This window comes from Thioalkalivibrio sp. ALMg9 (genome assembly GCF_000380625.1).
In the GTDB taxonomy this organism is placed as follows: Bacteria; Pseudomonadota; Gammaproteobacteria; order Ectothiorhodospirales; family Ectothiorhodospiraceae; genus Thioalkalivibrio; species Thioalkalivibrio versutus.
Window position 1 is genome coordinate 50,313 of sequence record NZ_AQYC01000008.1, and the last position, 14,319, is coordinate 64,631.

General features: G+C 63.4%; 14 protein-coding genes. All 14 read left to right on the forward strand.

The features are described 5' to 3' along the window. Positions 1-48: 48 nt before the first annotated feature. The 14 genes from F792_RS0105440 (at position 49) to F792_RS0105505 (ending at position 14,098) form a co-directional block, all read left to right on the forward strand. A complete protein-coding gene (locus tag F792_RS0105440) occupies positions 49-990 on the forward strand; it encodes an ArdC family protein (RefSeq protein WP_018168702.1) in 942 nt (313 codons plus the stop codon). Positions 991-1,214: 224 nt separating this feature from the next. Beyond that, positions 1,215-1,637, forward strand: a complete 423-nt coding sequence (locus F792_RS0105445; protein WP_018168703.1) for an antirestriction protein — start codon at positions 1,215-1,217, stop codon at positions 1,635-1,637. A 75-nt stretch (positions 1,638-1,712) separates the two neighbouring features. Then, positions 1,713-1,973, forward strand: coding sequence for a hypothetical protein (locus F792_RS0105450; RefSeq protein WP_018168704.1), 261 nt, complete (start codon positions 1,713-1,715; stop codon positions 1,971-1,973). Positions 1,974-2,184: 211 nt separating this feature from the next. Beyond that, positions 2,185-2,325, forward strand: a complete 141-nt coding sequence (locus tag F792_RS14795) for a hypothetical protein (RefSeq protein ID WP_018168705.1) — start codon at positions 2,185-2,187, stop codon at positions 2,323-2,325. A 347-nt stretch (positions 2,326-2,672) separates the two neighbouring features. Continuing rightward, positions 2,673-4,976, forward strand: coding sequence for a hypothetical protein (locus F792_RS0105460; RefSeq protein ID WP_018168706.1), 2,304 nt, complete (start codon positions 2,673-2,675; stop codon positions 4,974-4,976). A 34-nt stretch (positions 4,977-5,010) separates the two neighbouring features. After that, a complete protein-coding gene (locus F792_RS0105465; protein WP_026305909.1) occupies positions 5,011-6,825 on the forward strand; it encodes an ATP-dependent endonuclease in 1,815 nt (604 codons plus the stop codon). 1,015 nt (positions 6,826-7,840) lie between these two features. After that, positions 7,841-8,545: a hypothetical protein gene (locus F792_RS0105470; RefSeq protein ID WP_018168709.1), complete on the forward strand. Its 705-nt coding sequence runs from the start codon at positions 7,841-7,843 to the stop codon at positions 8,543-8,545. Continuing rightward, a complete protein-coding gene (locus tag F792_RS0105475) occupies positions 8,542-9,249 on the forward strand; it encodes a hypothetical protein (protein ID WP_018168710.1) in 708 nt (235 codons plus the stop codon). Before F792_RS0105470 ends, F792_RS0105475 begins: the two co-directional genes overlap by 4 nt. A gap of 15 nt (positions 9,250-9,264) precedes the next feature. After that, positions 9,265-9,504 (forward strand): hypothetical protein, encoded by a 240-nt coding sequence (locus F792_RS0105480; protein ID WP_018168711.1) that lies wholly within the window; start codon positions 9,265-9,267, stop codon positions 9,502-9,504. Next, positions 9,501-10,271 (forward strand): TIGR03759 family integrating conjugative element protein, encoded by a 771-nt coding sequence (locus F792_RS0105485; protein WP_018168712.1) that lies wholly within the window; start codon positions 9,501-9,503, stop codon positions 10,269-10,271. Before F792_RS0105480 ends, F792_RS0105485 begins: the two co-directional genes overlap by 4 nt. Positions 10,272-10,351: 80 nt before the next feature. Further along, on the forward strand, positions 10,352-10,750 hold the full coding sequence (locus tag F792_RS14515; protein ID WP_156000315.1) for a transglycosylase SLT domain-containing protein: 399 nt from the start codon (positions 10,352-10,354) through the stop codon (positions 10,748-10,750). Between the two features lie 14 nt (positions 10,751-10,764). Beyond that, positions 10,765-11,277, forward strand: a complete 513-nt coding sequence (locus F792_RS0105495; protein ID WP_026305910.1) for a PFL_4695 family integrating conjugative element protein — start codon at positions 10,765-10,767, stop codon at positions 11,275-11,277. Continuing rightward, on the forward strand, positions 11,274-13,355 hold the full coding sequence (gene traD, locus F792_RS0105500; protein WP_018168715.1) for a type IV conjugative transfer system coupling protein TraD: 2,082 nt from the start codon (positions 11,274-11,276) through the stop codon (positions 13,353-13,355). The genes F792_RS0105495 and traD overlap by 4 nt, the downstream gene beginning before the upstream one ends. Then, the gene (locus F792_RS0105505; RefSeq protein WP_018168716.1) at positions 13,355-14,098 is read left to right on the forward strand and encodes a TIGR03747 family integrating conjugative element membrane protein; all 744 of its coding nucleotides are present in this window, start codon (positions 13,355-13,357) and stop codon (positions 14,096-14,098) included. The genes traD and F792_RS0105505 overlap by 1 nt, the downstream gene beginning before the upstream one ends. Positions 14,099-14,319: the final 221 nt, after the last annotated feature.

The window sequence follows — 14,319 nt, forward strand, 5'->3', positions numbered from 1 at the left end:
ATCCCACGGGGTCGGTCTGTCCCCATTTTCATGCGCAGGAGACAGACCATGTCCAAGAAAGAAGCCTCCAAGGACCTGTACCAGGAAGTGACCGATCAGATCGTTACGGCCCTGGAAAACGGTGTCGTGCCCTGGGTCAAGCCCTGGGATGGCGACAAGGCGGCGCTGGCGAGTGGAATGCCCGTCAATGCCGCGACCAATCGCCCCTACCACGGGGTCAACGTCATGCTCCTGTGGATGCGGGAGGTGGCACACGGGTATTCCACCAGTCGGTGGATGACCTTCAAGCAGGCGAAGGATGCCGGCGGATCGGTGCGCAAGGGCGAGAAAAGCACGCTGGCCGTGTTCTTCAAGCCAATCCAGCGGCAGAAGACCGACCGCGATGGCAAGCCGGTGACGGACGAGAAGGGCGAGCCGGTAATGAAAACCGTGCCCATCCTTCGGGCCTTCAAGCTATTCAACGTGGACCAGATCGATGATCTGGAGGACCGGTATCGCGTGGGTCCCACCGGGGACGCCCCGGAACCGAGCTTCACGCCCATCGAGGCCGCGGAATCGGTGTTGGAGTCCTCCGGGGCTTTGATCCGACACGGGGGCGACCGGGCGTTCTATGCGCCCGGTCCGGATTACATCCAGTTGCCCCCGAAGGCGTCGTTTCGGGAAGAGGCCGGTTATTACGCCACGGCACTCCACGAACTCACGCACTGGACGGGACACGAGTCCCGCCTCGCGCGCGAGGGGATCGTGGAGTTTGATCACTTCGGATCCGAGCGCTATGCGTTCGAGGAGCTGGTCGCCGAGTTGGGTGCCGCCTTCCTGTGTGCCGAGATCGGTATCCAGGGGGATCTGCGTCACGAAGGCTACATCGGCTCCTGGGTCCGGAAGCTCAAAGAGGACAAGCGGGCCATTTTCCGGGCCGCAAGCCAGGCCCGGAAAGCCGCTGAGCACCTGCGGCCGGAGGCCGAGGTACAGTCCGAAGCAACCGGGTGAATCCACTCTCAACCTTGACGGCCTTCAGGCCGTCATTCCCGAGGGTCGCGGGCGGCCCTGGGGAATGACGGCTTTACCGCCCGCCTGAGCGTATCAGGCCCCTGAAAGCACCCCCGGATCGGGCAGGGGTGCGCCGGCTCCGCCGGTCGATCCATTCCTTCACCCACCACGGGGACACCGTCCCCCGTGGGGGCGGTCTGTCCCCTCCTTGCAGGAGATAGACCATGACGTTTTGCACTGAGACGGATCTTGCGATTCACCGCCACCGCGTCCCCGACCTCGAACGGATCCGGATCCTGCCGAGGTATCTCGGGGCACATGCCCTGGCATTTGAAAATAGCGTCTTCGATTCGCTGGGAACCCTGGCGGAAGCCTACAGGGGCGGCTTTTGGGAGTTCTACGAGCTTTCCAACGGCGGTTTCTACATGGCACCCGAACAGGAACGGAACCTGCGGATCGTGGTGCCCGGTAACGGCTACGAGGGCGAATTGAGTGCGGACGCGGCGGGCATTGTTGCCTGTCTGTTCGCCTTCAACGCGATGGCCTGGCGCTTTCGCGAAGATCGGCACGTCAACCTGTACCACTGGTTGAGGGATTACGCCCTGGACCACGACGAGTCCGGCGAGATCCTTCGCGCGATCGACTAGCCAACGGCATTCCATTCCCTAAAGGGGCGCCGGCCCCTTTGGGGGTCGGTCGCCCCTCGGCACAGGAGACTGACCGTGGAATCTCGACATCACTCCATTCTTGGGGACCTGGTCCCCATGGACCGAGGGCTGTACGCCCTTGGCTCGGACGCGACCCGGATCATGGTCTGCCATGGCCCGGGCGTATTCCTGCTCAACTCGCACGCACTGGAGCCGATGGACACGTCGCCCGGCGCCCTACGCGCTCAGGCACTCGAACACCTGGCGTTTCTCGCCGAAATCGAGCCGATCGAATCGCTGGCTTTGGCGGTTGCGACCGGCAAGCAAGCCGCTTGACCACACGCCCCCCTTCGGGGGCGTCATTCCCCAGGGTCGCGCGCGATCCTGGGGAATGACGGCTTTACCGCCCGCCTGAGCGTATCAGGCCCCTGAAGCACCCCCGGATCGGGCAGAAGTGTGCCGGCTTCTCCGGTCGATCCATTTCCTTTACCCACCACGGGGACAACCGTTCCCCATGGGGCGGTCCCGCCCCACCAGGAGACCGATCATGGAACAACGAAACCATTCAATCCTCGGCGACATCTCACTGATGGATCACGGGCTCTACGCCCTGACCACAGACTCCGGCCGACTCATCCTCTGCCAGGGGCCAGCGGTATTCGCGTATCACGCCCTGGAATCCTTCTAGGCGTCTCCCGGGGCCCTACGGGGCCGTCTTCCTCGAGCCGGTCGCCGGCCGTCCGGTTCTAGGCAGTCAGCATTCCCTTCAGTAAGAAGCATCGAGGCGCCAGCAAGACTTTCCGTACAGAAGAAAAGAGCCTACTTGCACCGATTTATCCATAAATTCAACCCACTACGCGGGCGATCGCCCCCTGAGTACAACCGATCCCTGTAGTTAAGGGACAACCGCTACAATGACGCGCATGATTGCATTCGGATGGATTCTCGATCGACACCCCAAGCAGGCGACAACACAACACCAGCAGCCGATCGCCTCAGGCCCCCACAGCGCGCTTTCCAGCAGAAACTCCAGTCATGACTTTTGACTACGAGCGCCTTGGTCCTCAGGATTTCGAAAGACTCGCCGCGGATGTTCTGAAATCGCGAGAACGCGCGACCTTCGAACAGTTCTCCGAGGGCCCGGACGGCGGCATCGACCTGCGCCATGTTGCAGCGGACGGCACCACCATCATTGGCCAGGCAAAGCGGATTGCCGATTTCTCCAGGCTGAAGCGAGCGGTTGTGGCTGAGCGCGATAATCTCGATCGGCTACAGCCTTCCGGTTATAGGCTGATTACGTGCGCTCGCCTGAATCCTGAGCGAAAACGAAAGCTTCAAAACGAATTGCAGCCCTGGGCCCAGAACCCCTCGGACATAATCGGCCGCGACGAACTCGACGCCACACTCCGGGAAAATCCAGATCTGGTTCGCAGCCATGTCAAACTCTGGCTACAAGACGGAGAGCAGTTGCGGACGATCCTGCACCGTGCAGAGGAGAGCACTTCCCGTGACGCCATGGATGACCTTTGCGAGCGCGCCCGCGCCTTTGTTCGCCACCGCCGAGCCGACGATGCAGCACGGTTACTAGAAAAAAGTCACTGTTGCCTGATTACCGGCGCCCCAGGGGCCGGGAAAACGGCCTTGGCGGGATATCTGGCCCTCCAATGGGCCGCTGAAGAAGGCTACGAGGCACTCTTTGTTCGAGATCGAGAAATCCAAAGTGCCCGCTGCCTGCTTCAAGAAGGTCGCCGCCAGGTCCTGATCCTCGACGACTTCCTGGGGGCTCAATTTCTGGAGTCGGAGCGGGGCCTGGCCATGGAAGGTTCACTCCTTAGCCTTATCCGGCGCATCCAAAACGGCGATGGCGAGCACAAGCTCCTGATGACAACCCGCGATTACATCCTCCAGCAAGCCCGTCAGCGTCTTGAACGCTTCCATCGCGACGCTGATCGCCTCGATCGAGTTACTTTGGAGGTGGAAGCACTCGACGAATGGGAGAGGGCCCACATTCTTGTTGCGCAGCTCGACTATGCCGGCGTTAGCAGCGGTCATATCCGGTCCCTCATGAGAAATAGCACCCACCTGCACATCGTCAAGCACGACAATTTCACGCCCCGCCTGGCCGCCGAGACCGCCGAAGATGCCCATCAGCAACCGGAAACCGGCTACCCAGAATGGCTGAAGGCGCAATTCGACGATCCGACGGAATACTGGGGCAAGGCGTTTCGCCATCTGAGCCCAGCCGCACAACACCTGCTCTACGTTCTCGCTGTTGCCGGTGGAGACGGCGCGGTGGATGACCTCACAGAAACATTCCACGCTCTGCACCATGATCTTGCGCTCGGACGGGCACAGGCCAATGCACTACACGATGCGTTGCAGGAGCTTGAACCCAACTTTGCCATTACCAAACGCATCGAAGACAAGATATGGCTACGCTATACGACACCGGCAATCGGAGACCTCATTCAGGCCCTCATCAACCGAGATGCTCACCTCAAAGGAAGATTGATCGCGCACCTGCGGCGCTTTCAGCATGGCCTTCGCTTGTTCCAGCTTTTCGAAGGCGATGTGCGGCCGGTCAAGACGGACGCCCAGTTGCGAACGCAACTTTTTGAACAACATCGTGCCTGCCTGGAGCAGCCAGCTCTAGAAAGGCAAAGTTTTCGTGATCATCAGGGACTCCGTAGTAAGATCACCATCCCTAAAATGTCCAGTAGAATTATCCGTCTATGGCATGCGTGGAACGCGAAGGGAACACAAGCGCAATATCCAACTGCTAAATCTAAGCAGTCGTCCTCCACATTCGGTGAAACGCTGTCCGCCTTGGCCGCGACATACCTCCCCGACGAGGAGGCTTGGCTAAATGCTTTCTCCAACAATTCGCATCGACCATTGTTGGGCCTCACATGTGGGTTTCCGGATCGAGCTCAGCGGTACGGTGTGTGGAAGGCTGCTCTAGAAACGGCTGTATTTACCGATGACGTATTGGCGGTGGCCGAAGCCATGGAGCATTGCTCGGAGCTTGCGCACTACCTGCAGGAGGAGAAAGCACTCCTTCTTCAGGCTATCGATGAGGCTGTCGATAGCGAGCTCGAGAGCGCCGACGAACCTGGGCAATTGGATGAAGCCTTGGAGAACCTGAGTGCCATGGAACACCTGACGAAGCATGACCTAAGGGACTCCCATCAGATCCTTACAGAGCGGCTGGAGGAACTCCTGCAACAGGAGCCGGAAGACAGCGATGAGTCGTCACCAATCAGTCGCAGCGGGCGCGGCGGCGCACCGGAATCTCAGCTAAACGCGTTGTTTCGACAGTTGGCCGAAGCGGCCCCTTGAGGAGCATCAATTCGTGAACGACAAGGAATAGGTCATGCATCGTTTGAGCTCAGTACACATACGGAACTTCCGCTCGTGCCGCGATGTAGGACTTTCGCTGGGCGACTGCACCCCCATCGTGGGCTATAACAATGCCGGAAAGTCCAATCTTCTAACTGCTATTGAGTGGTTTGTAGCGCCATCGTCACTCCGGGAAACCGATTTCCACGACTCGAGCCAACCTGTAACCGTGGACGGCATCATAGCGGGGCTTGATGGCGGAATCCTAAACCAACTCGAGGACGAACATCGCCGCAGAATCGAGCCTCTGATTGGTGAGGGTGAACTTGTACTTCGTCGCATCCAGTACGAACCGAACGTTTCGACCAGGCAGATAAAGCTTCAGGTGCCGGATAAAATCGAAGCCGATGGAAGCGTTTCTTCGTGGAGGGACCATCCTGGCGGGATTCCTGAGGCCCTGAAGAATCTCTTTCCGGAACCAATCACCGTCGGTGCCATGGAGGATGCCGCCGAAGACGCTACCAAAGCCAAGAAAACCTCCACCATCGGCAAACTGCTAGCACAGTTCACTGGCCCCGCCGAAGCCAGCCACGGCGCTGAACTGACACAGGCTCTGGCACCGCTGACCGACAAACTCACGGCCGCCGGTGCCGAGCGCGCCGAAGAACTCAACCGCTTTGACCATGAGGCCACTGAGGCCCTGCGCCCCTTCTTTCCCGGCATAAAGCTGCACCTCGATATTCCCGTGCCCAGCGTCAAGGAACTCTTCAGCCGGGGGACCATCCGGGTAAGCGAACAAGGGCGTAATGCCGTTCGCGACTTCACCGCCCTGGGCCACGGCGCCCAGCGCAGCATCCAGATGGCGCTCATCCGTTATCTCGCCGACTTCCGAGCGGACCAGCACACGACGGCACAACGCCGGCTCCTGCTCATTGAGGAGCCCGAGCTGTTCCTCCACCCGCAAGCCATCGAACAGGTACGCTCTGCTCTGGACAGCCTCTCCGGACATGGTTACCAGGTCATCTTTGCGTCGCACTCCCCGGTGATGGTGGAGCGGGAAACAGCAGCGCATACGCGCATCGTCCGCAAGTCCGCCGAATCGGGGGAGACTCGTGTCACCCTGACAGCAGAGGAGGCGCTCAAGAAGCGGATTCAAGACGACAATAAGCGGTTGCATGCCCTTTTCGGGCTGGAAAATGCCAACCACTGGCTGTTTAGCGACCGCGTCCTCATCGCCGAGGGCTCAACAGAGCGCTATCTTCTCCCCTTTGTTTACGAAGCGGTCACCCGGCGGAAACCAGCGGATGATGGCCTCGCTATCCTTGGACTCGGAGGTGGCGGGAGCCTACCGGAGTCGCTTACCGTCTTCCGTGAGCTAGGAATCGAAGTTTGCGCGTTAGCAGATTTGGACTTCGCGGCAAATCAAGCCGTGCAGCACGGCTTGATTCCGGATGACGACGAAGACCTGTGCAAATGCCTCCGCCAGATTCACGCCATGGCTGATGATGACCCGACTATTTTCATCGGTGATAATGGCCGCCCCTGCAGAAACGCCCGCAACCCGGCTGGCAGCAAGAAGCCTTCCGTAGTGTTCCGCGACTGGGCTGCGCGCCCGGAATCGCGTCCCGTAGCGGAATCTCTCCACCATAAGCTTCGGGGTCACGACGTCTGGCTCTGGACGGGCGGAGACATCGAACATCACTTGGGCCTATCCGGCTCCAAGGATATCAGCAGCTGGGCACCATTCCGTCGGCGGCTGGACAGCGAGCCTTTCGACGCGGTCGTTTACGACAGCGAGACCGTAAAGGCTCTTGTGCAATGGGTGCGTCCCGCGTGTCCGGCCTTATGACTGCGTGATGGTTAAGAAATTTCGATCAGGCGCAATATGGCATCACATCTGCACCATGCAACGGCTGATGTGATCTCGAGTTCCCTCTCAGCATGGCGCATTCCATTTCCGTTGGTTGCAGATATCCGACACGCGCGTTCCGGAGTATTTGCTTCGGTCCATCGCCATGCGTTCCAATACGGATTACACCGCCCGCCTGAGCGGATCAGGCCCCTTGCCGACGCCCGTCGGCAAAAGCCCCTACGCGCCGAGAGTGGGGGCGCCGCAACCCCGTAGGCGGACCGGCGCTATCGACTGATCCAATTTTGTCCCTGGCTCGGGTCAGTCGATCAATACCGATCCTCGGTGGAGGTTCACAAGTCAACTCGTTGGGCCCTCCGGGCCCGGCACGAGTTCTTCTCGAATGGCTTAGGGGGGTCTCCCCACGGTCGGTGCGTAGCGCCCGCCGTGGGGAGACCCTAGTCTCCGTGATTCAAATCACTGGCCGCCCACCGCCAGATGCAGCGTGGGTCCCTTTGTGCGGTACTGCCGCGCCATTCGAGATAGATCCATCCCCCCAAAACCATGGATCGCCGGAATACGACTCGCTACTGCAGGAGGGTGAGATCGATCCGCCCTGGGGAAGACTCCTACTCGACCGGGCCATCGCACAATCGACGCGCCCGGTCCTGAAGCACCTCAATCGAAGTCAACTCGCGGATCAGCCACCCCCGACCCAACCGGGGTGGCTGGTTACGTTTTGCCCACGCCTGGCAAGTCCTTGTTCCCTCGCTTTCTTCCCCCTCTTTCCCATGCAGTTACCCCCGGTTTTTGTGGATAACTCAAAAACCCTTCGCGCTCGCTTCAGGATTTTTCGTAGCCGCTACACGCGGGACCCGGAGAATTAGCGACGTCCGCTGCCTTGGCAGCGGGCGGCCCATACCCCCGTAGGGCTGGTGCCCGCGCCTCCGTTGGCGCGGGCCTTTATTCCAAGCAGGCGAGGCAAGACATGCGAAAACGGTTACCCGCACTCCTTGTGGCGCTGGCGTTCACCTCCTGGGGAACCGCTGCGGCCAGTGACATTCAGGTGGGTCGATACCTCACCGCCACCGATGCGCCCGCACCCGAGCAGGTGCAGCCCCTGCAGGTCACGGTCCAGATGGATTTTCCCTCGGACATCCAGCACGTCGGCTCCGCGCTCACCTACCTCCTGACACATAGCGGGTATCAACTGGAGGAGCCGGCCAAGGCGGACCCGGCCATGCGGGTGCTCCTGACCCGACCGCTTCCCGAGGTGCATCGAGAGCTGGGGCCCCTGAGCCTTGAGAATGCGCTTACCACCCTCGCCGGCCCCACCTGGCGCCTGGTCGTCGATCCCGCCATGCGGGAAATCTCCTACGAACCGCGTGCGCCTTACGCCGAGTCCGCGCGGGCGCGCGGCCAAGCGATCGAAGCCGACACCGTGCGCGACGTGCTCGCGCCACAGCCCCCAACAGCCCGCCTGTATGGTCCGGTTCAGCGCGGAGAGACCCTCGGTTCCATCGCCGAGGCGGTTTCGCCGGAGCAGCCGACGCGCATGGCCGTCGCGCTGTTCGAGGCCAACCCGCACGCGTTCTTCCCGGCCAATGCGCCGAACCCGAATCAGCTCCGCACCGGCGCCGAACTGGAGATCCCCAGCGACGAGGTCGCCGCCCGGTATGCCCCGTCCCGCGCCCGGTCGATTCCGCGAGGTGATCAATGAGCACGAACGAGAAGTCGGACAATCGTCCAGCGCCTCAGCCCATCCCGCGCTGGCTCAAGATCGCGGGGCCGGTCGTCGGCCTCGCCGCCGTAACGGGGTTGCTCCTGATGTTCATCGGCGGCGGAGGGGCCGAAACCGAGGAACCCGAGCCCGTGCCGGCCGAACCGGTCGCGGAGGCAGATGGAGCGCACTTCAACGAACTGGAAATGCTGCTCGCCTCCCTGGAGGCACGGGTCGCCAGTCAGGACGAGGATCTGCGCGCGCTGCGCTCCGAGCAACGCGACTTTCGCGAGAAGCTCGACGGGCTGGAGTCCGCGCTCGACCACCAGGGACCGGATCAGGCCGTGACCGACCGACTGGAGGCCCTGCAGGGTGAACTCATGGACCTGCGCGCCGAGGTGGAATCCTCGGAGGCCCTGGAGCCCATCGAGGCGCTGAGGGGCGATCTGAACGCCACGCAGCGCCGCGTCGCCCGCCTGGAGGAAACGCCTGAAACCCCCGAACCGAACGCCACCCTGACGGGTATCGAACACTGGGGGGCTCGCCACTTCGCCATCCTGGAAGGCGTGAGTGGCCGCGAGCGTATCCGCGTGGGTGGGCGCTATGGGCAATGGACGCTGGAAAGCCTTGATCCGGATGCCGGCGTCGCGGTCCTCCGGCATCCACGCGGGTTCATGCACGCCCTCGCCATCCACGACGAGTAGGAGCAGGAGACCATCATGGGTGGAGCTGTCGTTTTGCTGTTGATTGGAGTCGGCGTCATCGCGGCCACGCACGATCCGGAACCCGAGGTGGCACCCGATCCGCCCCCCGTCGAGCCCGTCGCGATTCCCGAGCCACCCCCGACCTGCCTTGACCGGGTCGCCGAGCGGACTCGGGTCGAAGCCGATCTGTCGTCCACATGGGAACAGCGGGTCTATTTCATTGATGGGCGCCCCTGCATGCGGGGGCACCCATGACCCGGTCTCGCTCCTCCGTGATCGCGCTGTTGGTCGCGGTCGGACTTTCCGGCACCGTTCAGGCCAGTTCGGTCGAGTCCGACGCGACCCGCACCGAGGCCCGGGCGTCCGAAGGCGTCGAAACGGTGCCGGCCCGGACACAGCATTGGGATCTCTCCGACGCCGAGTGGGAACGCTACGACGCCATCATGGAGGGGCCACGAGGACTCTGGTCGCCGGATCTGGACCCGATATGGGTCCTGGGGATTCATGCAGAGACCGAGCGCGAACGTCGGTACTACGCCGAGCTGGCCGTGGAGCAGGAGCGTGATCGCGTCACCGGAGAACTGGCCTTCCAGCATGCCTACGATGCCGCGTGGGATCGCCTCTACCCGGATCGGGTGCTGATCGAGCCGCGTGATCGGTCCGGCGCTTCGGACGGGGCCGAGCCGAGAATCAGCGAGCCGAGGACCCCCACCCTGGACGACCTCGGTGCGGACGATCGCGTGGTTCTGGTCGCCGCCCGCGACTGCGGCCGCTGCGGGGACATCCTGGAACGCGCCGTGGAGCGCTTGCAGGACGGGGCACAGTGGCGGCTGGACGTCTTTCTGACGGATACCGATGCGGATCAGGAGGTGCGCCGATGGGCGGCGGAGAACGCGGTCCCGATCGACCTGGTGCGAGCCGGTCGTATCACCCTCAATCACGACGACGGCACGCTGGCCGATCACGACACGCCCTCGCTGTTGCGGCAATCCGGGCAGCGCTGGCAGCCGGTCTTGCCCTAACGCTCGCGACCCAAGCGGTAGCCGGCGTTCCTGAAGGCTACCACCGCGTCGCTCAGGCCGAGGGTGTTCCGGCCGATGTCCTGTACGCCCTCGCCGCCGCCGAGTCCGGCGCACGGCTGTCCACGGGTGCGGCGCGGCCGTGGCCCTGGACCCTCAACGTGGGTGGACGGCCGGAGCGATACCGCACGTACCGGGAGGCGCTGGACGCCCTGGAGCGCCACCTCGCGGCCGGGAAGCGGAACATCGATATAGGACTCATGCAGGTCAACTGGCGCTGGCACGAGGCTCGTCTCCAGGACCCGGCGCGGGCCCTCGACCCCTATCGCAACCTCCACATCGGTGCCGCGATCCTGCGAGAGCAGTACGAACGCAGCGGCCACTGGCTGGAAGCCAGCGGCCTCTATCACGCGCCCTCGAACACCACCAACGCCGCCCGCCACCGGGCCCGCGTCCAACACCATCTGGATGCTCTGCCGTGATCGTGAAGTCCCCCCTGGCCGCCCTGCTGCCCCTTCTCTTCGTCTCTGCCTCTGCGCAGGCCATGGAGGTGATCCTCGATACGGGTGAGGGCCGTCCGGCGGCCCCCTACCTGGAGCGCCTGGAGGGCGCCGAAGAGCCCACACCTCGCAATACGGCCGCACTCCCCCCGCTGAACGACGCGGCCGAGCGCATGCTGCCCATCGAACCGTCCCGCTTGCGCGTGGCACCGCTGCAGGGACAGCCGCCGGCGCATGTCCGCGAGACGCTTCAGCACATGCCACGTCCACTCTGTTTGGTGGGCTCGGATCCGCAATCGCTCGCCTGGCTGGAACTCCACCGGGTCGCGCTCATGCAGGCGGGGGCCGTGTGCATGCTCGTTCAGGCGGAGACCCCCGACGACCTCGAACGGGTGCGCGACACCGCGCACGGGATCCCGGTCCAGCTCTCGCACGGCGATGATCTCGCCGAGCGTTTGCAGCTCGACGTCTACCCGGTCCTGATCTCGCGCGAGGGGATCGAACAATGAGCCAGCTGCCCGTCGAGGCCCTGCTACGGCCGCCGGTCGAGTTCTACTCCGCCTTTGTGGCCGGCGCCGCCGCCGTCATCGCGGTCGCCGCGCCCTGGGCCCTGATGATGACGCCCTCGATCGCCTGGGTCGCGGCGGCGATGCTCGGGGCACTGGCCGTGCACCGGGCGCGACAGGGGTGGAGGATCGTGCGGTATCACCGCCATCTCCGACAGCTGCCCGAGTTTTCCATGAGCGCGAAACAGATCCCCGTCTCGCGCCGCAAGCTCTACCTCGGACGGGGGTTCCGCTGGACACAGAAGCACACGCAGCGCCTGCGGGACACGATCCGACCGGAGGTCCAGCATTACGTGGATCCCGGCCACCTGTACCGCTGGGCCCGCCGCAAGGAGGTCCAGTGGGAGTCCACCCCCGGGCTACGCGGTATCGCACGCGCACTGGGCACCCGGGCCTGGTGGAACCCCCTGGCACCCCTGCCCCCCGTGGGTGGAAAACCCGCGCTACATGCGGTCGAGCCGGACGAGGAAGATGCCTGGACGGATCTCGGTGAGCGCGTGGGGCACACCCTCGTCCTGGGTACGACCCGAGTGGGCAAGACTCGACTGGCCGAAGTCCTGATCACTCAGGACATCCGGCGCGGCGACGTCACCATCGTGATCGACCCCAAGGGGGATGCCGAGCTGCTCAAGCGGATGTATGCGGAGGCCCGGCGCGCAGGGCGCGAAGACCAGTTCTATATGTTTCACCTGGGCTACCCCGACCACTCGGCACGCTACAACGCCGTCGGGTCGTTCAGCCGCATTACCGAGGTCGCCACCCGTGTCTCGAACCAGCTCCCGAGCGAAGGCAACAGTGCCGCCTTCAAGGAGTTCGCGTGGCGATTCGTGAACATCGTGTCTCAGGCGATCGTGGCGCTGGGCCGACGCCCGGATTACCAACAGATCCTCCGGCACATCACCTACATCGAGCCGCTGCTGATCGAATACTACGAGCACTGGCTCCCCAGCGTGGCGCCCGAAGGATGGAAAGAGGAAGTGGGGCGGCGCGAGGCCAACACCAACGAACGCCAGCTACCGCGCAACCTGCAGGGTCGGGACAAGCGTGCCGTCGCCCTGATGCTCTACGCCAAGGAGCAGGGGCTGTTCGACCCGGTCGCCGACGGCCTGCGCAGCGCCTTCGAGTACGACAAGACCTATTTCGACAAGATCGTGGCTTCGCTGCTCCCCCTGATGGAAAAGCTGACCACCGGCAAGACGGCGGAGCTGATCGCCCCCGACTATCTCGACACCGACGACCCTCGCCCGATCTTCTCCTGGCGGGAGATCATCCGCACCGGCGGCATCGTCTACGTGGGCCTCGACGCGCTCTCGGATGCGGACGTGGCGGCGGCCGTGGGCAACTCGATGTTCGCGGATCTCTGTTCCGTCGCGGGTCAGCTGTACAAGCATGGGCAGGACGACGGACTGCCGGATGGTGGTCGGTCGGGGCTCCCGACCGTCAACGTGCATGCCGACGAGTTCAACGAGCTGATCGGCGACGAGTTTATCCCCCTGCTGAACAAGGCCGGTGGAGCGGGGTTTCAGGTCACGGCCTATACGCAGACCTGGTCCGACGTCGAGGCCCGGATCGGATCCAAGCCCAAGGCCGGTCAGGTTGCCGGTAACTTCAACACGCTGGTCATGCTGCGGGTGAAGGAGTACGAGACGGCCGAAATGCTCACGGAGCAGCTTCCGCAGGTCGAGATCAACACGCTCATGCAGGTGTCCGGCACCAACGATTCGGCCGATCCAGAATCGGACCAGCACTTCTCCAGCCGCAACGAAGACCGCATCACGGTGACCGAGGTCCCGCTGCTCACGCCGTCCGACATCGTCACCCTGCCCAAGGGTCAGGCGTTCGCCCTGATCGAGGGGGGGCAGCTCTGGAAGATCCGTATGCCGCTCCCGGACAGTACAGCGGATCCGGTGATGCCCGGGTCGCTCGCCGACATCGCCGAGCGCATGCAGCGCGATTACACCACCGCCGAGCACTGGTGGCAGGACACCGCCATGCCGGTCGCCCCGCAGGAACCCGCCTGATGGCGAGCGCGCGCCGGCAGAGATCGAGTCACCCCGCGCAGCAGCGCGACCCGGGGCTGATCGGGCGAACGCTGAACCTCGCGGGGCAGCTCGTCCTGTGGTTGCTCGCGGCGTTGCTGTTTTCCCTGGTGGCGGAATGGGTCGGCATGACGTGGATCTGGCCGGAGCAAGGCATCCAGCACAGCCAGCAGATGCTCGAACGCGAGATCGGCTACCTCAACGAGGACTTTCGTCAGTCCATGTTGACCGCGGATCCAGGGAGCTACGCGCGCAGCTTCGCGGAGATGTCCTATCGCTTCCTGTTCGAGTACACGGGGATCCACTCGCTCGTGGAGTGGCTGTCGATTCCCGCGCACCCCGAGGATGGCCGGATCGTTCACTCCCTGCGCAACGGGTATCACTCCATTGAGCCGTATGTCCTGGCCGGCATGGCGATCACGCAGGTCTTCGCCCTCCGCCTGGGAGTGCTGACCCTCGCCATGCCGGTGTTCGTCCTGTTCGCCATGGTGGCCCTGGTCGATGGCCTCGTGCAGCGCGATCTCCGCCGCTGGGGGGGTGGCCGCGAATCGTCGTTCGTCTACCACCACGCGAAACGGCTGATGGCGCCCTCGATCGCCATGGCCTGGGTGGTCTACCTCGCCCTGCCGTTTTCGGTCCACCCGAATTGGGTCATTCTCCCGTTCGCCCTGCTCAATGCGATCACCATCGCCATTACGGCTTCGAGCTTCAAGAAATACCTCTGAGAACCCCACCCGCCCCTGCGAGTGTCACGAGCGCAGGGCGTTTCTCCACCCCCGGACGGCCGGACGCCAAACCCCTTACCACCGACGTTCGGCGCCGCACTCCCGCTCGGGCTTGCGATGTGGCCCGCTCGAACCACCCGCGTTTCACCCTCGCCAAACCCGCCCTTTCGGAAGGCTCGAATAGTACGGCGCAGGGGTTTCACCCATGGCGCCCGAAAAAC

Bases quoted from the DNA above. Each gene is read 5' to 3' on its own strand.
- F792_RS0105465 (WP_026305909.1), top strand. From the start codon at position 5,011: ATGCATCGTTTGAGCTCAGTACACATACGGAACTTCCGCTCGTGCCGC.
- F792_RS0105445 (WP_018168703.1), top strand. From the start codon at position 1,215: ATGACGTTTTGCACTGAGACGGATCTTGCGATTCACCGCCACCGCGTC.
- F792_RS0105480 (WP_018168711.1), top strand. From the start codon at position 9,265: ATGGGTGGAGCTGTCGTTTTGCTGTTGATTGGAGTCGGCGTCATCGCG.
- F792_RS0105505 (WP_018168716.1), top strand. From the start codon at position 13,355: ATGGCGAGCGCGCGCCGGCAGAGATCGAGTCACCCCGCGCAGCAGCGC.
- F792_RS0105485 (WP_018168712.1), top strand. From the start codon at position 9,501: ATGACCCGGTCTCGCTCCTCCGTGATCGCGCTGTTGGTCGCGGTCGGA.
- F792_RS14795 (WP_018168705.1), top strand. From the start codon at position 2,185: ATGGAACAACGAAACCATTCAATCCTCGGCGACATCTCACTGATGGAT.
- F792_RS0105475 (WP_018168710.1), top strand. From the start codon at position 8,542: ATGAGCACGAACGAGAAGTCGGACAATCGTCCAGCGCCTCAGCCCATC.
- F792_RS0105440 (WP_018168702.1), top strand. From the start codon at position 49: ATGTCCAAGAAAGAAGCCTCCAAGGACCTGTACCAGGAAGTGACCGAT.
- traD (WP_018168715.1), top strand. From the start codon at position 11,274: ATGAGCCAGCTGCCCGTCGAGGCCCTGCTACGGCCGCCGGTCGAGTTC.
- F792_RS0105460 (WP_018168706.1), top strand. From the start codon at position 2,673: ATGACTTTTGACTACGAGCGCCTTGGTCCTCAGGATTTCGAAAGACTC.